Source organism: Escherichia sp. E10V10 (genome assembly GCF_004211985.1).
Taxonomy (GTDB): Bacteria; Pseudomonadota; Gammaproteobacteria; order Enterobacterales; family Enterobacteriaceae; genus Escherichia.
The window spans coordinates 42,037-58,970 of the sequence record NZ_RHJO01000019.1 but is presented as its reverse complement, the minus strand read 5'-3'; the positions used below and the strand labels follow the sequence as shown (position 1 = coordinate 58,970).

Sequence of the window (16,934 nt, the reverse complement as noted above, 5' to 3'; positions counted from 1 at the left end):
CCAGTCCTTTTTGTTATATAAAAATGAAGTATGTTATTCAAGGTGTTATATGGATATACGGCCTTTTTATTTTCAAATATAAATCAATTATTGCTATTAGAATTCGCAATATCTGTAACTCGTTTCGTCATATCAGGTATGACAATATCATGTTCTTTAAAATAAGTTATCAATGAACCAGAATTAGAGCTTCCAGGTATCGTTTTACGATTCTTTCCCGAGACAAAAGCCTGATAACCATCCCCTCCACTGGCACAAAAAGAGTTTGTGACAACACGATACGTTTTGCTATCTTGAATCGATTGCCCATCAATAGTAAATGAAACGATTCTTTCATTTAATGGCTTTTTACTGTTGTAGGTTACCTTTACATTTTTAGAAACTTGTAAAGCACCGTTCGTAAGATTAGTTGCATGAGTCATAAGTGATATTAAGTCCTTACCCGTTAGATCCATCTCAACTAATTCATCATTAAATGGGTAAGTGCTGATTACATCACCAACCGTAATGTCTCCTTTAGGTATATCTGCGCGAAGACCACCACTATTCTGGAAACCTACAACGGCATCCGTTGATTGTGCCATTGATGCATCAAGCATCAAATTTCCAAGCGGAGATGATTCCCCATAAGAGCGGGTTAGTACATTCGCTGAGTGACCAATGACCTGACTGGTGATTGTTTTAAGTTTTTGTTCCCATTTGTCAATTTCTTTTTGTACGCCAGGATCAGGCTTATATTGGTCGGAAAAAAGCGTAATTAATCTACCATTATAACTTTCAATTTTTTTCGTTTCGGGGTTAAAGTTAAGCACTAATTTACCTAAATCGGTTGCATAGGCATCGGTTGAGACGATTAAAGTATTATTAGCTTTAATTGGTACAGGTGTGCCAACATGTGCATGACCGGTGATGAGTATATCTATGCCATCAACTTTTTTCGCGGTATCAATATCAGCCTGGAGTAAACGGGAAACATCATTATTACCAAAGCTAGATTGTCTACCTGGAACTCCTTCGTGGGCAAGCAATACTATTAGATCGACATTTTTTGTTTTTAATTCTGAAATAGATTGTCTTAACTCTGGTATTTCATCCCGGGCTTCAACATCTTCAATCATTTTTGCTGCAATGGTATCGTAAAAAGCAAACCGACTATGCATACCAATAACGCCGATTTTTAAATTATTTTTTTCAATGATAGTCCACGGCTTATCAATGACGCGCTTATCACTATTTTTATAATAAACATTATTCAACAACACAGGAAAATTAGTAATTTTAGCCAATTGAGCAACCATGTTAGGTGTACCATGATCAAATTCATGATTACCCACAGAGACAGCATCATAGGGCATGGTATTTAAGATATCAACTATAGCTTCGCCTTTTGTCAATATACTAATATATGGTCCTGTAAAGTAATCCCCGGCATCAAAAAAGAAAACATTTTTGTCGTTTTGTTTTGCTTGATTGACAATACCAGCAATAGTTGCAAATCCTCCGACAGGACGACTTTTATCCACAACTGTATTAACCCATGGATTAACATGAGCATGTAGATCGTTAGTATAAAAAAGAGTAATTTCTTCTGCGAATAGGCTTTGTGCAAACAATAGAGAAGACATTACTGGCAATAGTATTTTTTTACACATTATAGGCACCATTTTATTTAAAATAAAAACTATTCACCGCCTTTCCTGAAGGTAGTTTATAGATAATAATAAATTTAGTTAAAGATCACATCTAAAGGCAATAAATGCCCTGTGAATCTTGCTCCTATGAATTAACAAATACAGTAATGTAAAACACACTACGTCAAACGTATTTATTTCTTCACATCAACACCACGTATACAATTAATTTGTTCATTCCTGATGGTCAGTCCCCCCCTTACTGAATTGGCTAACTGGCACAAACTCATAGACCAGCAATACAGTCAAATCAACTTTACCTTTTAGTTCGTCGATATAATGTTGTGGGGATTTAATTTCATCCCTACTTTAAATGCCTACATGTGTTGTGGAATAAACAGCATCCTTAAATACAAACATGCAGTGCAAAATTATTGCACTGTTCTTCACTCCATCTTTCTCAATAATGGCATAAGGTTTATCCATCAATTTTCTATTACTATTCTGATAAAATACCTTTCCCAGTACAGCATGGGGTTTTACCTGTTCAAGCTGTAATAATGTATTATAGTAGACATGACTGAATTCATGATTTCACATTGTAACGGTGTAAAATGACACAGTATTCATGAGATCAATACTAGTACCCACCTTTTGTAAGACTACTAATACATGGTCCAGTAAAATACCCTCCTGGTATAAAAAACATACTGCTTTACCTTTTACTTATCCTGTTTTACCTGAGTAGCGATATTTACCCAGCCCCCAATGTCTCCTTTAGCATCAGCAAGTCATAGAGTTTTATAATGTTCCACGTGTGCATGGAGAGCATTAGCATAAATAATCGATACATCTTTGGCACAGGTCAAAATTGTAATAGCAACAGGATATCCTCAGTAATTATTTGTATCTTCATAACCCGTTCCGTTCAGTTATATTAACGTTTGTTACTTTACGTTTTTAATGGTTACTTTATGTGAATCTGCTCACACAACTTGACAAGAGTTATAGGGCAGAATTAGCAACCACTTAAAATCGTTGGTGACCTATGTCGACGCTATTTACAATTAATACCTGCAAAACGTTTGGTTGTCGCAATTTAGGATTACCAACATCTGCTGATTACAGCTGGCCTGATTACAGGTTAGGGTATCCTGCATTGCACTGTCAGGCATGTGGAAGTTATCCCCCCCTGTTTGATGGACAACAATTTCGTGACTGGCTATCAGCGTACTTAACCGCATACGCCTGTGAAAGAGGTCTTTTTTGCCCTGTATGTTATTGCAAAGAGATTATTTGCTATGGTCATAATCCACAAGGGACACAGCGCGTTCAGTGTCGCGTCTGCAAAAAAGTCTGGACACCAAAACAGCTTCTACAAAAAGAAATAACACCACCAGAACAAATTGAAACGGTTCCTCTTATTGTGCCATTTCAAGGGAGAAGCTCGGAGCAGAAACTATATGTTCTACTCAGCGTTGATAGTGTTCGAGGTAATATTCTTCATATCTCCACTAATTTTACTCAGCACCAGACAGGGGAATCTTTACGTTATCGCTGGAAAGGGTATGTTGAACCCGATTTATTTCATAGTGACATCGTACAACGCATTGATATGCGAGAAAAACAATTTCTTAACCGAAGCCAGTTCGATGAAATTCAGTATGGGAGTGCTGAGCTCAAACGCAATGCCAGAGGTACGGTTCTACGTCCTGTTATCGCTGTACACGGACATTTCCGTTTACTGAATATCCTCTATCCTGAAGTTAAGATAAATATCATTTCACATGAATGCTTTCTAAGAGGCGCAGCCATTACCGCATGGTCCAAACAATTTCGTCAACGCCAGGGTGAGCTTTGGTTTATAGAAGAGGAAATAAATGACAGTGACACGAATACACCGTGGCATTTTCAGGGGGTAACGTACCATGGCTGGTGGAAAAATCAGTGGCAGCTATGGGAACAAGATAAAAATCGTAAAATGGCCTGCTCATTAACCGGTGGGGATAACAATAATGCTAAGACGCTCTCTTTAGCAGCCAGCAGACACTTTATCTATTGGTTATATAAACAAACAACTTTTACTCACAGTGCTCGGCTATCCGCCGGTCATGTAACGCAGATACTACTTTCCCTGGCACAAGACTATAACGGTAAACTTACTGTAACGAGTTCTGGTGAGTAATATTCTGCCACATCTTCTCTGCGATAAAATTCCGGCCCATATCCATTCATGGAAAGAGAAACCCCCCGCACGTTGAGAGGTCAAACCTGACAACAGAACGGGGGCTAATCTTGAACCAGAACGATTCAAGAATAGCCGCAAAATGTTGTCATTACAACAAGGCGGCTATATGACGCTCGCGCAGTTTGCCATGATTTTCTGACACGACCTGGAAGCATCATCCAGTGCACTCATGAAACCACTGCAACAGCTGTTGAAAAGCCGGAATGCACTCTTCATTGCAAACATTTCAGGGATGAAGTGAATATAAATTGAGACGTAATATCGACACCAAGCCGGAGTTATCCGGTGAGGCGCAATGTTGCGGGGGCTTTATCCCTGGTGGCATTGGTTGCTGGAAAGAGAAAACCCCCGCACGTTGAGAGGTCAAACCTGACAACAGAACGGGGGCTAATCTTGAACCATCAACAATTCAAGAATAGCCGCAAAATGTTGTCATTACAACAAGGCGGCTATATGACGCTCGCGCAGTTTGCCGTGATTTTCTGGCACGACCTGGCAGCACCGATCCTTGCGGGAATTATTACCGCAGCAATTGTTGGCTGGTGGCGTAGTCGGAAGTAAGGTGAAAACGGGCGTCAGGCTGCCGTGATGGCAATATGCGCCCGAAACCGGCCGCAGAGGTAACAGCCTGCGGCCTTTTTTGTCTTCTTTGACCATGAAAAAAGCCCTACCGTAGAACGATAAGGCCTTTGTTTTCAAAGCAGAAAAGATTACTTGCTGGTATCCAGCTCTTCGAAACCTTTAACCAGATCATCAATCGCTTTCATCTGCTTGAGGAACGGCTCCAGTTTAGCCAGCGGCAGCGCGGATGGACCGTCACATTTCGCATGTTCCGGATCCGGATGCGCTTCAATAAACAGACCAGCCAAACCTACAGCCATACCGGCACGTGCCAGTTCGGCAACCTGGGCGCGGCGACCACCAGAAGCTGCACCAAACGGATCGCGGCATTGCAGTGCGTGGGTAACGTCGAAAATTACCGGGGAGTTGCCAGAGACTTTCTTCATTATGCTGAAGCCCAGCATATCAACGACCAGGTTGTCGTAACCGAAGTTAGCGCCACGGTCACAAAGAATCACTTTATCGTTGCCGCCTTCTTTGAATTTATCAACGATATTACCCATCTGGCCTGGGCTCACGAACTGTGGTTTCTTGACGTTAATTACCGCGCCAGTCTTCGCCATCGCCTCCACCAGGTCAGTCTGGCGAGCAAGAAACGCTGGCAACTGAATAACATCTACCACATCAGCAACAGGCTGTGCCTGGCTTGGCTCGTGAACGTCAGTGATAATTTTTACGCCAAATGTCTGTTTCAGTTCCTGGAAGATTTTCATCCCTTCTTCCAGTCCTGGTCCACGATAAGAGTGGATGGAGGAACGGTTGGCTTTGTCAAAAGAGGCTTTGAACACGTAAGGGATACCCAGTTTCTGGGTTACGGTTACGTAGTGTTCGCAAATGCGCATCGCCAGATCGCGAGATTCCAGCACGTTCATACCACCAAACAGCACGAACGGCAGGTCATTTGCTACGTTGATGTCGCCAATGCTAACCACTTTTTGTTTCATAGGATCGCCTTAATCTTAAGTAAAGTGTCGATTAATTAATGCAGCACAATATGTTTATGCGCGATGTTGTTAATTTGCGCACGTATCATTTCGCTGATCGGGTCTTCCGGACACTGTTCAACGAAATAATTTAAATCATTCAACGCAACGTGTTCGCAATCCAGTTGCGCGTAAATCAACCCACGATCGCGAATTTCATACGGATCTTCCGGGTTAAATTGTAATAAGGCCTCGCTGGTGCGTAACGCCAGTTCCATCTGATTTTCTTCCATCAGCGACGCTTTCAGCGTATCCAACAGTTTACGGATAACCTCAATGTTATCGGCTTCATCCAGGTCTTCATAAAACAGTTCCGCAGACGGGCTGATATTTCCCTTTAACCACACATCCAGCATATGTTCGCTTAATGATTCACCGTTAAAAGGGTTAATCAGCCAGATTTCTCCGTCCGGGCATTCTATGCGCAATATAAGCTGCGTCGGGAATATCACCGGCAATAGCGGCAAATCGAGACGATTAGCAACCCACAATAAAACGGCGCCTAACGATACCGCACTGCCCTGCCGATTTTTTAGCACTTGATCAAGCCATAATGCATCGGAAAGACGATAAACACCACGTGAGGCTTTAAACCCCCATTCGCCGTAGAACAGCGCGATTAATTTTTCCAGCTGCTCTTCTAATGGCAGAAGCTGGCTAATTTCTTCCTTCGCCAGACTAACGAGACGCTCCAGTTCGTCGTAAACATCTTGCGAGGGAAAATCGCGGCGGATTGCTTCGCAAGCCAGGATCATGCCTTCGCACAGCGGCGCTTTATTAAATTCGAAATCAGCTAACGATCTCATGACTTACCCCAGTAACGGTACTTTTGTGGTGGCGAGTTTAATGATGATGTACAGCACCACCAGCGCCAGCGGGAAGGCAATAATGCGCGCCTGCTGACTGTGCATCCGACGATAATCGAGTGCAATAAAACCCAAAACGATATAAATGATAACTCCAAACAGCTTTTCAGTCAGCCATTCAGCCTGCCCGGAAAATGGCAGGATGTGCGCTTTAGCCATCAGCGCGATGCCGCTAAGCAATAACACCGTGTCGACAACCGGCGGCACAATGCGCGTCCAACGAGCGAATGCCAGTGGATGCTCCTGGTAACGTAGCCAGAATCGTAGGGTTAAGAGCCCAACAGAAAGCGCGATGCTAATGAGATGAACGCTAAGCAGCGTAGTAAAACTTATCATCGATAATAGCGACCGAGCGTTACGCGCTCGTTATCACCATAGTCCCGACAGGTTTCGACTTCATGATATCCCGCGTGGATAAATGCCTGTCGCACAGCTTCGCCCTGCTGCCAGCCATGTTCCAGAAGCAGAAAGCCGCCGGATACCAGCGCGTTACGCGACTGTTCGATGATATGCACGATGTCTGCCATTCCGCTGTCTGCCGCAACCAGCGCAGTGAGTGGCTCAAAGCGGACATCGCCTTGTTGAAGATGTGGGTCCTGCTCGTCAATATACGGCGGATTACTGACAATCATCGTAAACTGCTGTCCGACAAGCGCACTAAACCAGTCGCTTTGCAGGATGTGGATATTTTTGATTGCCAGATTTTGCGCATTGCGCTTCGCAAGAGCGACAGCGTCAGGCATTCGGTCAACCGCCGTAACATCGCAATCCGGGCGTTCGCTGGCCAATGCCAGCGCAATTGCCCCAGTGCCAGTTCCAAGATCGAGAATACGGCAAGGTTGTTCAGGCAATCGCGCCAGTGCCTGCTCCACCAGACATTCCGTATCCGGGCGCGGAATTAAGGTCGCTGGCGAAACAAATAATGGCAACGACCAGAATTCACGCACACCGGTTAAATGAGCAATAGGTTCACCGGCACGACGACGAGCTAAAAGCGCGTCGAGTTGCTCACATTGCTCTTCAGTCAACTGCGTTTCACCAAAGGCGAGAATATAAGTGCGCCCCTTGCCGGTAACATGCTCCAGCAGGATTTCAGCATCGCGCCGCGGGCTTTCGCTCGCCTGAAGTTGGCTTATTGCTTCACGTAACCAGTGTTGATATTCCATTATTCCTGCTCGGACAACGCCGCCAGTTGGTCGGCCTGATGTTCCTGGACGATCGGTTCTATCAGCATATCCAGTTTACCTTCCATTACTTCATCCAGACGGTAGAGCGTCAGGTTGATGCGGTGATCGGTAACACGCCCCTGCGGGAAGTTATAGGTACGGTTACGATCGCTGCGATCGCCGCTACCCAGCAAGTTGCGACGGGTGGAAGCCTCTGCCTGCTGGCGTTTTGCCATTTCCGCCGCATGGATACGAGCACCAAGCACTGAAAGTGCCTTCGCTTTGTTTTTATGCTGCGAACGTTCGTCCTGACATTCAACAACAATACCGGTCGGCAAGTGAGTAATACGAATTGCCGAATCGGTGGTGTTGACGTGCTGACCACCTGCGCCTGAAGAACGGAAAGTATCGATACGCAAATCTGCCGGGTTAATATCCGGCAGTTCTGCTTCCGGCAGCTCCGGCATTACCGCTACGGTACAAGCAGAAGTATGAATACGCCCTTGCGATTCTGTCGCAGGAACACGCTGCACGCGATGGCCGCCAGATTCGAATTTCAAACGACCATACACGCCATCACCGCTAATTTTGGCGATGATCTCTTTATAACCGCCATGTTCACCCTCGCTGGCGCTCATGATTTCTACACGCCAGCGGCGGGCCTCTGCGTAGCGACTGTACATACGGAACAGATCGCCAGCGAACAGCGCCGCTTCGTCGCCGCCGGTTCCGGCACGCACTTCGAGGAATGCATTGCGTTCATCATCGGGATCTTTTGGCAGCAAAAGAACCTGTAACTGTTGCTCCAGTTGCTCGCTTTTTTCTTTAGCTTCACGCAGCTCATCCTGCGCCATCTCGCGCATTTCCGGATCGTCGAGCATCATCTGCGCGGTTTCGATATCTTCCTGAACCTGTTGCCAGTCGGTGAAACAGCGCGAAACATCACTTAACTGCGCATATTCACGTGATAATGCGCGAAAACGTTCCTGGTCGGCGATGGTTTGCGCATCACCCAGCAGTGCCTGAACTTCTTCATGGCGTTCATGCAGGGCTTCCAGTTTGGCAACGATAGAAGGCTTCATAGGCGTAAATGCACCCTGTAAAAAAGAAAATGATGTACTGCTACTCCAGCCCGAGGCTGTCGCGCAGAATATTCAGGCGTTCGTTATCCCCGTCACGGGCGGCCTGTTGAAGTGATTTCGTTGGCGCATGGATCAGGCGGTTAGTCAGTTTCCATGCCAGATCCTGCATTATGGCTTGCGCGTCGCCGCCCTGCTCAAGAGCGGCTAATGCTTTGGCGGTTAACTCATCGCGAACTTGTTCAGCCTGGCTGCGATAATCGCGAATGGTTTCGCTGGCGCTTTGTGCGCGTAGCCACGCCATAAATTCGCTGGTTTCCTGAGCAACGATAGTTTCCGCCTCAACTGCGGCGGCTTTACGTTGCGCCAGGTTGTGCGAAATAATGCTTTGCAGATCATCAACACTGTAAAGGTAGGCATTCGCCAGTTTGCCAACTTCTGGCTCAACATCGCGTGGAACGGCAATATCGACCAGCAACATCGGTTGGTTGCGACGACTTTTTAATGCGCGCTCCACCATGCCTTTACCGATAATCGGCAGCGGACTAGCGGTGGAACTGATGATGATATCGGCTTCACACAGACGTTCGTCGATATCGCTCAGGGCAATCACTTCCGCGCCGACTTCATCTGCCAGAATTTGGGCACGTTCGCGAGTACGGTTGGCGATAATCATCTTCTGTACTTTGTGTTCGCGCAGATGACGCGCCACCAGCTCGATGGTTTCGCCCGCGCCAACCAGTAATACGGTCACCGTAGAGAGCGATTCAAAGATCTGCCGCGCCAGCGTACAAGCCGCAAATGCAACAGATACCGCACTGGCGCCAATATCCGTTTCAGTGCGAACGCGTTTCGCCACGGAGAAAGATTTCTGGAACATACGCTCCAGTTCGCTGGCCTTCATATGGCCTTTTTGCGAATCGGCAAAGGCTTTTTTTACCTGGCCGAGGATTTGCGGTTCGCCCAATACCAGTGAATCCAGACCACTGGCAACACGCATTAAATGGCTGACCGCGTCGTTATCCTGATGCCAGTAGAGGCTATTACGCAGATCTTCTTCGTTGAGATTATGGTAATCGCACAACCAGCGAATGAGCGCCTCTTGCAGGTTATCCTGCTCTTCAACGCTAAGATAAAGTTCTGTGCGGTTACACGTCGACAGCACCACGCCGCCCTGCACCATCGGCTGCGCAAGCAGGCTGTCCAGCGCCTGATCGAGCTTGTCCGGCGAAAACGATACACGTTCTCGCAGCGATACAGGTGCCGTTTTATGGTTGATACCGAGTGCTAAAAGGGTCATGTCTGCGGGAAATAATACCAACGTTGATATGGTTAGTCTGCTCGCATCATACAGGATGCGCGGGATCAATAAAAGAGAGCGCCCCCTTTTGGAGTAATTGCCTAAACCCGTTAGATTCTGGCAATTAAGACAACTTGAACATAGACGATGGCTGACGGTAACGCTAGCATTAAGGGTTATAACTGCAACGTATCTCAAGGACTTGTCATTATTATGCCCCTGCCCGATTTTCGCTTTATCCGCCTGCTACCGCTGGCTGCTCTCGTGCTCACGGCCTGTTCCGTTACGACGCCGAAAGGTCCAGGCAAAAGCCCGGATTCGCCACAGTGGCGTCAGCATCAGCAAGACGTGCGTAATCTTAATCAGTATCAGACACGCGGTGCATTTGCCTATATTTCTGACCAACAAAAAGTGTATGCCCGTTTCTTCTGGCAGCAAACTGGCCAGGATCGCTACCGTCTGCTGCTGACTAACCCATTGGGCAGCACGGAACTGGAGTTGAATGCCCAGCCGGGTAATGTGCAGTTAGTGGACAATAAAGGCCAGCGTTACACCGCCGATGACGCCGAAGAGATGATTGGCAAATTGACCGGAATGCCGATTCCGCTCAACAGTTTGCGCCAGTGGATTTTAGGTTTGCCAGGTGATGCAACCGACTACAAACTGGACGACCAGTACCGCCTGAGCGAAATTACCTATAGTCAGAACGGTAAAAAATGGAAAGTGGTATATGGCGGTTATGACACCAAAACGCAACCTGCGATGCCTGCCAACATGGAACTCACCGAAGGCGGTCAACGCATCAAGTTAAAAATGGATAACTGGATAGTGAAATAATGCGGACTCAGTGGCCCTCTCCGGCAAAGCTTAATCTGTTTTTATACATTACCGGTCAGCGTGCGGACGGCTACCACACGCTGCAAACGCTGTTTCAGTTTCTGGATTACGGCGACACTATCAGCATTGAACTTCGCAACGATGGGGAAATCCGCCTGTTAACGCCAGTTGAAGGTGTGGAACACGAAGATAACCTGATTGTTCGCGCGGCACGGTTGTTGATGAAAGCCGCCGCCAGTGGGCGTCTTCCGATAGGAAGTGGTGCAGATATCAGCATTGACAAGCGTTTGCCTATGGGTGGTGGTCTGGGCGGTGGTTCATCCAATGCCGCAACAGTTCTGGTCGCTTTAAATCATCTGTGGCAATGCGGACTGAGTGTTGATGAGTTGGCAGAAATCGGTCTGACGCTGGGCGCAGATGTTCCGGTTTTTGTCCGTGGTCATGCTGCTTTTGCCGAAGGGGTCGGTGAAATATTAACGCCGGTGAATCCACCAGAGAAATGGTATCTGGTTGCGCACCCTGGCGTGAGTATTCCTACGCCAATGATTTTTAAAGATCCCGAACTCCCGCGCAACACGGCGAAAAGGTCAATAGAAACGTTGCTAAAATGTGAATTCAGCAATGATTGCGAGGTTATCGCAAGAAAACGTTTTCGCGAGGTTGATGCGGTGCTTTCCTGGCTGTTAGAATACGCCCCGTCGCGCCTGACTGGGACAGGGGCCTGTGTCTTTGCTGAATTTGATACAGAGTCTGAAGCCCGCCAGGTGCTAGAGCAAGCCCCGGAATGGCTCAATGGCTTTGTGGCGAAAGGTGTCAATCTTTCCCCATTGCACAGAGCCATGCTTTAAGCCGGGCAAGCTGAGTTTCGGTGACAACGTCACCTTGTTCCAGACGTTGCATCGCGCTCTTTAATACACCGCCTGGAAAGAATATTGCCTGGCCCGCACAGTTTTCGGCAGATTCTTTCCACCAATGGACGCATGCCTGAGGTTCTTCTCGTGCCTGATATGAAGCTTTTTGCTGGTAACGCCACCCCGGAACTAGCACAACGTATTGCCAACCGCCTGTACACTTCACTCGGCGACGCCGCTGTAGGTCGCTTTAGCGACGGCGAAGTCAGCGTACAAATTAACGAAAATGTACGCGGTGGTGATATTTTCATCATCCAGTCCACTTGTGCCCCTACTAACGACAACCTGATGGAATTAGTCGTGATGGTTGATGCCCTGCGTCGTGCTTCCGCAGGTCGTATCACCGCTGTTATCCCCTACTTTGGCTATGCGCGCCAGGACCGTCGCGTCCGTTCCGCTCGTGTACCAATCACTGCGAAAGTGGTTGCAGACTTCCTCTCCAGCGTCGGTGTTGACCGTGTGCTGACAGTGGATCTGCACGCTGAACAGATTCAGGGTTTCTTCGACGTTCCGGTTGATAACGTATTTGGTAGCCCGATCCTGCTGGAAGACATGCTGCAGCTGAATCTGGATAACCCGATTGTGGTTTCTCCGGACATCGGCGGCGTTGTGCGTGCCCGCGCTATCGCTAAGCTGCTGAACGATACCGATATGGCAATCATCGACAAACGTCGTCCGCGTGCGAACGTTTCCCAGGTGATGCATATCATCGGTGACGTTGCAGGTCGTGACTGCGTACTGGTCGATGATATGATCGACACTGGCGGTACGCTGTGTAAAGCTGCTGAAGCTCTGAAAGAACGTGGTGCTAAGCGTGTATTTGCGTACGCGACTCACCCGATCTTCTCTGGCAACGCGGCGAACAACCTGCGTAACTCTGTAATTGATGAAGTCGTTGTCTGCGATACCATTCCGCTGAGCGATGAAATCAAATCACTGCCGAACGTGCGTACTCTGACCCTGTCAGGTATGCTGGCCGAAGCGATTCGTCGTATCAGCAACGAAGAATCGATCTCTGCCATGTTCGAACATTAATCGAACCCGGCTCAAAGACCCGCTGCGGCGGGTTTTTTTGTCTGTAATATCCATTTGTATGACCTATGCCTCCTTCACCTGCCATTTAGTTGACAGATGATGCGCTCACGGATGAAACATTATTGTGAACAAAATATTTTCCTCACATGTGATGCCTTTCCGCGCTCTGATCGACGCTTGCTGGAAAGAAAAATACACTGCCGCACGGTTTACCCGTGACCTTATTGCCGGGATAACCGTTGGGATTATTGCTATTCCTCTGGCGATGGCGTTGGCAATTGGCAGTGGTGTGGCTCCTCAATACGGTTTATATACCGCTGCCGTTGCGGGGATTGTCATAGCTCTGACGGGTGGGTCGCGCTTTAGCGTTTCCGGTCCGACTGCAGCATTTGTAGTAATTCTCTATCCCGTTTCGCAACAGTTTGGACTGGCAGGCCTGCTGGTTGCGACGTTGTTGTCGGGGATCTTTTTGATCCTGATGGGTCTGGCGCGCTTTGGTCGTCTGATTGAATATATTCCGGTTTCCGTCACCTTAGGTTTTACCTCGGGTATCGGTATTACCATCGGTACTATGCAGATTAAAGATTTTCTCGGTCTGCAAATGGCTCATGTCCCGGAACATTATCTACAAAAAGTCGGCGCATTATTTATGGCGCTGCCGACCATTAATGTGGGTGATGCTGCGATTGGTATCGTGACGCTGGGCATTCTGATTTTCTGGCCACGTTTGGGTATTCGTTTACCTGGCCACCTTCCGGCCTTGCTGGCTGGTTGCGCGGTGATGGGGATTGTTAACCTGCTTGGCGGACATGTTGCTACCATCGGATCGCAATTCCACTACGTTCTGGCCGATGGTTCTCAGGGTAACGGTATTCCGCAACTGCTGCCGCAACTGGTGCTGCCGTGGGACCTGCCTAATTCAGAGTTCACACTAACCTGGGATTCTATTCGCACCCTGCTGCCTGCGGCATTCTCAATGGCAATGCTCGGCGCAATCGAATCACTGCTCTGCGCCGTGGTGCTGGATGGTATGACCGGGACGAAACACAAGGCGAACAGCGAACTGGTCGGTCAGGGGCTGGGGAATATTATCGCTCCGTTCTTTGGTGGTATTACCGCTACAGCTGCCATCGCGCGTTCTGCCGCTAACGTCCGTGCCGGAGCAACTTCCCCTATCTCGGCGGTGATCCACTCTATTCTGGTTATTCTTGCCCTGCTGGTACTGGCACCGCTGCTCTCCTGGCTGCCGCTTTCCGCCATGGCAGCCCTGCTGTTGATGGTGGCGTGGAACATGAGTGAAGCGCACAAAGTGGTCGACTTGCTGCGTCATGCGCCGAAAGATGACATCATCGTCATGCTGCTGTGTATGTCACTGACCGTGCTGTTTGATATGGTTATTGCCATCAGCGTGGGGATTGTTCTGGCATCGTTGCTGTTTATGCGCCGTATCGCCCGTATGACTCGTCTGGCGCCGGTGGCAGTAGACGTTCCTGATGATGTTCTGGTCTTGCGTGTTATTGGCCCGCTGTTTTTCGCGGCGGCTGAAGGTCTGTTCACCGACCTGGAATCACGTCTGGAAGGAAAACGGATTGTTATTCTGAAGTGGGATGCCGTTCCGGTGCTGGATGCCGGTGGTCTTGATGCGTTCCAGCGTTTTGTGAAGCGCCTGCCTGAAGGGTGTGAACTGCGCGTGTGTAACGTGGAATTCCAGCCTCTGCGTACAATGGCCCGATCCGGTATTCAACCGATTCCGGGACGTCTGGCGTTCTTCCCGAATCGCAGCGCAGCGATGGCTGATCTGTAAGAAAGGCATTAAATTGACCAGTCAGCGCAAACTGACTGGTCAGCAAACTACTTTAGTTGTTAGCTATGACGGCGATTATCGCTACGGCGGCAACGTTTGTCATAGTGGCGAACCCACCAGTAACGGTCGCACACCTGTTCATGCCCGCCAACACGGGCTCCCGCCAGCCAGAGAATGGCACCGACGAAAATACTCAGCACTGCACCGTGTGCGAAATACTGGGGCATATCAAACTGTGGTAATTGGTTGAGGATTGAATACCCCACGCCGACCACCATCACCACCAGACCCAACCCCATAAGCACGTTACCGAGTAACGAAGCGTTTTTGCGTTTCATGTGTCACCTCCGGAACTTTCTGGGTTGTAACAGGGAATACCCCTCTTCCTTATGTGTAAAGTATAGACAACACCCTGTGGCTTATGTGCGGGCGTGATCACAATTACAACCCTTATTTCAACAAAACTTTACAAATAACCGTCTGAACACCTTGACTTTCTAATAGTCGATACTGGCAATTATTATGTTATCTGCGTTTAACACGCTGTTTTTTGTCAAGCGGGGCCGCAACCAGTAAACTACGCGCCAGTTATGTACTCACTCAGGACAAAAAAACGTGACGATTAAATTGATTGTCGGCCTGGCGAACCCCGGCGCTGAATACGCCGCAACGCGACATAATGCTGGCGCCTGGTTCGTTGACTTACTGGCGGAGCGTTTACGCGCTCCCCTGCGCGAAGAGGCTAAATTCTTTGGTTATACCTCGCGAGTTACCCTCGGAGGCGAAGATGTCCGCCTGTTAGTCCCGACTACATTTATGAATCTCAGCGGCAAAGCCGTCGCCGCGATGGCCAGTTTTTTCCGCATTAATCCGGACGAAATTCTGGTGGTTCACGACGAACTGGATCTGCCTCCGGGCGTCGCCAAATTTAAATTGGGCGGTGGCCACGGTGGTCACAATGGACTGAAAGACATCATCAGTAAATTGGGTAATAACCCTAACTTTCACCGTTTACGCATCGGAATCGGTCATCCGGGCGATAAAAACAAAGTTGTTGGGTTTGTGTTAGGCAAACCACCTGTTAGTGAACAGAAGTTAATTGATGAAGCCATCGACGAAGCGGCGCGTTGTACTGAAATGTGGTTTACAGATGGTTTGACCAAAGCAACGAACCGATTACACGCCTTTAAAGCGCAATAAGTCGTTGTCTGCGGCATTTTTGCCGAGTGCCGTGTATAATAGGCAAAGTTATTTCCATTTCTGCAATCTGTTTGTGATAACAGGTTGATTATTAAGATATTAAGGTGATTTAAATCATGGGATTCAAATGCGGTATCGTCGGTTTGCCCAACGTCGGGAAATCTACCCTGTTCAACGCGCTGACCAAAGCCGGTATTGAAGCGGCCAACTTTCCATTCTGTACCATCGAGCCGAACACGGGCGTCGTACCAATGCCTGACCCTCGCCTGGATCAACTGGCTGAAATCGTAAAACCGCAGCGTACGCTTCCCACGACCATGGAATTTGTTGATATCGCCGGTCTGGTAAAAGGCGCGTCGAAAGGTGAAGGTCTGGGTAACCAGTTCCTGACTAACATTCGTGAAACCGAAGCGATCGGCCACGTTGTTCGCTGCTTTGAGAATGACAATATCATTCACGTTTCCGGCAAAGTTAACCCGGCGGACGATATTGAAGTTATCAACACCGAACTGGCGCTGGCGGATCTCGACACCTGCGAACGTGCGATTCACCGCGTACAGAAGAAAGCCAAAGGTGGCGATAAAGACGCGAAAGCCGAGCTGGCGGTACTGGAAAAATGCCTGCCACAGCTGGAAAACGCAGGCATGCTGCGCGCGCTGGATTTAAGCGCTGAAGAGAAAGCGGCGATTCGTTACCTGAGCTTCCTGACGCTGAAACCAACGATGTACATCGCCAACGTCAACGAAGACGGTTTTGAAAACAACCCGTATCTTGACCAGGTGCGTGAAATCGCGGCGAAAGAAGGTTCTGTTGTGGTTCCGGTTTGTGCTGCTGTTGAAGCTGACATTGCCGAACTGGACGACGAAGAACGTGACGAGTTTATGCAGGAACTGGGGCTGGAAGAACCAGGCCTGAACCGTGTGATCCGTGCCGGTTATAAACTGCTGAATCTGCAAACTTACTTCACCGCTGGGGTGAAAGAAGTACGCGCATGGACTATTCCTGTTGGAGCAACTGCGCCACAGGCTGCTGGCAAAATCCACACCGATTTTGAAAAAGGCTTTATCCGCGCACAAACCATCTCGTTTGAAGATTTCATCACTTACAAAGGTGAACAAGGTGCGAAAGAAGCGGGCAAAATGCGTGCAGAAGGTAAAGACTACATCGTTAAAGATGGCGATGTGATGAACTTCCTGTTCAACGTCTAATTCCACGTAATACCCTGGCGGTTAATAACGAGCCATTATGTGAGT

16 protein-coding genes and 1 pseudogene are annotated in these 16,934 nt (G+C 48.2%); 8 read left to right on the top strand and 9 right to left on the bottom strand.

Translation table 11 applies throughout. The features are described 5' to 3' along the window. Window positions 1-83 precede the first annotated feature (83 nt). Both D9736_RS18410 and D9736_RS23860 read right to left on the bottom strand, forming a co-directional pair. Window positions 84-1,652, bottom strand: coding sequence for a bifunctional UDP-sugar hydrolase/5'-nucleotidase (locus D9736_RS18410; protein ID WP_130258902.1), 1,569 nt, complete (start codon window positions 1,650-1,652; stop codon window positions 84-86). A 225-nt stretch (window positions 1,653-1,877) separates the two neighbouring features. Next, a pseudogene (locus tag D9736_RS23860) lies at window positions 1,878-2,547 on the bottom strand (bifunctional metallophosphatase/5'-nucleotidase); the annotation flags it as partial. Between the two features lie 132 nt (window positions 2,548-2,679). Here D9736_RS23860 and D9736_RS18405 point away from each other — a divergent pair. Together D9736_RS18405 and D9736_RS18400 are read left to right on the top strand one after the other, a co-directional pair. Then, window positions 2,680-3,816 (top strand): cytoplasmic protein, encoded by a 1,137-nt coding sequence (locus D9736_RS18405; RefSeq protein WP_130258901.1) that lies wholly within the window; start codon window positions 2,680-2,682, stop codon window positions 3,814-3,816. Window positions 3,817-4,332: 516 nt separating this feature from the next. Continuing rightward, a complete protein-coding gene (locus D9736_RS18400) occupies window positions 4,333-4,440 on the top strand; it encodes a type I toxin-antitoxin system toxin Ldr family protein (RefSeq protein WP_016265910.1) in 108 nt (35 codons plus the stop codon). Between the two features lie 149 nt (window positions 4,441-4,589). On the opposite strand, the gene kdsA is transcribed toward D9736_RS18400, so the two are convergent. From kdsA to hemA, 6 genes are read right to left on the bottom strand one after another with little or no spacing between them, the layout of a single operon-like run. Next, window positions 4,590-5,444, bottom strand: a complete 855-nt coding sequence (kdsA, locus tag D9736_RS18395; protein WP_000811058.1) for a 3-deoxy-8-phosphooctulonate synthase — start codon at window positions 5,442-5,444, stop codon at window positions 4,590-4,592. Between the two features lie 35 nt (window positions 5,445-5,479). After that, a complete protein-coding gene (sirB1, locus tag D9736_RS18390; RefSeq protein ID WP_001764444.1) occupies window positions 5,480-6,289 on the bottom strand; it encodes an invasion regulator SirB1 in 810 nt (269 codons plus the stop codon). Window positions 6,290-6,292: 3 nt separating this feature from the next. Continuing rightward, on the bottom strand, window positions 6,293-6,685 hold the full coding sequence (gene sirB2, locus D9736_RS18385; RefSeq protein WP_021580704.1) for an invasion regulator SirB2: 393 nt from the start codon (window positions 6,683-6,685) through the stop codon (window positions 6,293-6,295). Continuing rightward, window positions 6,682-7,515 carry a peptide chain release factor N(5)-glutamine methyltransferase gene (prmC, locus tag D9736_RS18380; protein WP_130258900.1) on the bottom strand — a complete coding sequence of 278 codons (834 nt, stop codon included), beginning with the start codon at window positions 7,513-7,515 and terminating at the stop codon, window positions 6,682-6,684. The genes sirB2 and prmC overlap by 4 nt, the downstream gene beginning before the upstream one ends. Then, window positions 7,515-8,597 (bottom strand): peptide chain release factor 1, encoded by a 1,083-nt coding sequence (gene prfA / locus D9736_RS18375; protein ID WP_130205673.1) that lies wholly within the window; start codon window positions 8,595-8,597, stop codon window positions 7,515-7,517. Before prfA ends, prmC begins: the two co-directional genes overlap by 1 nt. A gap of 40 nt (window positions 8,598-8,637) precedes the next feature. Then, the gene (gene hemA, locus D9736_RS18370) at window positions 8,638-9,894 is read right to left on the bottom strand and encodes a glutamyl-tRNA reductase (protein ID WP_130205671.1); all 1,257 of its coding nucleotides are present in this window, start codon (window positions 9,892-9,894) and stop codon (window positions 8,638-8,640) included. Between the two features lie 213 nt (window positions 9,895-10,107). Between hemA and lolB the strand changes: the two genes are divergently transcribed. The 4 genes from lolB to dauA all read left to right on the top strand — a co-directional run bounded on the left by lolB (window position 10,108) and on the right by dauA (window position 14,481). Further along, complete coding sequence (lolB, locus tag D9736_RS18365; protein WP_130205669.1) at window positions 10,108-10,731, top strand: lipoprotein insertase outer membrane protein LolB; 624 nt, start codon at window positions 10,108-10,110, stop codon at window positions 10,729-10,731. Then, complete coding sequence (gene ispE / locus D9736_RS18360) at window positions 10,731-11,579, top strand: 4-(cytidine 5'-diphospho)-2-C-methyl-D-erythritol kinase (protein WP_130258899.1); 849 nt, start codon at window positions 10,731-10,733, stop codon at window positions 11,577-11,579. The genes lolB and ispE overlap by 1 nt, the downstream gene beginning before the upstream one ends. A 150-nt stretch (window positions 11,580-11,729) precedes the next feature. Continuing rightward, entirely contained in the window at window positions 11,730-12,677 is a 948-nt protein-coding gene (prs, locus tag D9736_RS18355) for a ribose-phosphate diphosphokinase (RefSeq protein WP_001298109.1), read from the top strand. Between the two features lie 124 nt (window positions 12,678-12,801). After that, the gene (gene dauA / locus D9736_RS18350; protein WP_130205665.1) at window positions 12,802-14,481 is read left to right on the top strand and encodes a C4-dicarboxylic acid transporter DauA; all 1,680 of its coding nucleotides are present in this window, start codon (window positions 12,802-12,804) and stop codon (window positions 14,479-14,481) included. A 59-nt stretch (window positions 14,482-14,540) separates the two neighbouring features. On the opposite strand, the gene ychH is transcribed toward dauA, so the two are convergent. After that, on the bottom strand, window positions 14,541-14,819 hold the full coding sequence (gene ychH, locus D9736_RS18345) for a stress-induced protein YchH (RefSeq protein ID WP_064528711.1): 279 nt from the start codon (window positions 14,817-14,819) through the stop codon (window positions 14,541-14,543). A gap of 277 nt (window positions 14,820-15,096) precedes the next feature. Here ychH and pth point away from each other — a divergent pair, with 277 nt between their 5' ends. Next, on the top strand, window positions 15,097-15,681 hold the full coding sequence (pth, locus tag D9736_RS18340) for an aminoacyl-tRNA hydrolase (protein WP_130258898.1): 585 nt from the start codon (window positions 15,097-15,099) through the stop codon (window positions 15,679-15,681). Window positions 15,682-15,797: 116 nt separating this feature from the next. After that, on the top strand, window positions 15,798-16,889 hold the full coding sequence (ychF, locus tag D9736_RS18335; protein WP_000505866.1) for a redox-regulated ATPase YchF: 1,092 nt from the start codon (window positions 15,798-15,800) through the stop codon (window positions 16,887-16,889). Window positions 16,890-16,934: the final 45 nt, after the last annotated feature.

What these genes read in the sequence shown, in the direction of transcription:
- ispE (WP_130258899.1), top strand. Translation starts at nt 10,731, where the DNA reads ATGCGGACTCAGTGGCCCTCTCCGGCAAAGCTTAATCTGTTTTTATAC.
- sirB1 (WP_001764444.1), bottom strand. Translation starts at nt 6,289, where the DNA reads ATGAGATCGTTAGCTGATTTCGAATTTAATAAAGCGCCGCTGTGCGAA.
- lolB (WP_130205669.1), top strand. Translation starts at nt 10,108, where the DNA reads ATGCCCCTGCCCGATTTTCGCTTTATCCGCCTGCTACCGCTGGCTGCT.
- ychH (WP_064528711.1), bottom strand. Translation starts at nt 14,819, where the DNA reads ATGAAACGCAAAAACGCTTCGTTACTCGGTAACGTGCTTATGGGGTTG.
- sirB2 (WP_021580704.1), bottom strand. Translation starts at nt 6,685, where the DNA reads ATGATAAGTTTTACTACGCTGCTTAGCGTTCATCTCATTAGCATCGCG.
- kdsA (WP_000811058.1), bottom strand. Translation starts at nt 5,444, where the DNA reads ATGAAACAAAAAGTGGTTAGCATTGGCGACATCAACGTAGCAAATGAC.
- prfA (WP_130205673.1), bottom strand. Translation starts at nt 8,597, where the DNA reads ATGAAGCCTTCTATCGTTGCCAAACTGGAAGCCCTGCATGAACGCCAT.
- prmC (WP_130258900.1), bottom strand. Translation starts at nt 7,515, where the DNA reads ATGGAATATCAACACTGGTTACGTGAAGCAATAAGCCAACTTCAGGCG.
- D9736_RS18400 (WP_016265910.1), top strand. Translation starts at nt 4,333, where the DNA reads ATGACGCTCGCGCAGTTTGCCGTGATTTTCTGGCACGACCTGGCAGCA.
- hemA (WP_130205671.1), bottom strand. Translation starts at nt 9,894, where the DNA reads ATGACCCTTTTAGCACTCGGTATCAACCATAAAACGGCACCTGTATCG.
- ychF (WP_000505866.1), top strand. Translation starts at nt 15,798, where the DNA reads ATGGGATTCAAATGCGGTATCGTCGGTTTGCCCAACGTCGGGAAATCT.
- D9736_RS18410 (WP_130258902.1), bottom strand. Translation starts at nt 1,652, where the DNA reads ATGTGTAAAAAAATACTATTGCCAGTAATGTCTTCTCTATTGTTTGCA.
- D9736_RS18405 (WP_130258901.1), top strand. Translation starts at nt 2,680, where the DNA reads ATGTCGACGCTATTTACAATTAATACCTGCAAAACGTTTGGTTGTCGC.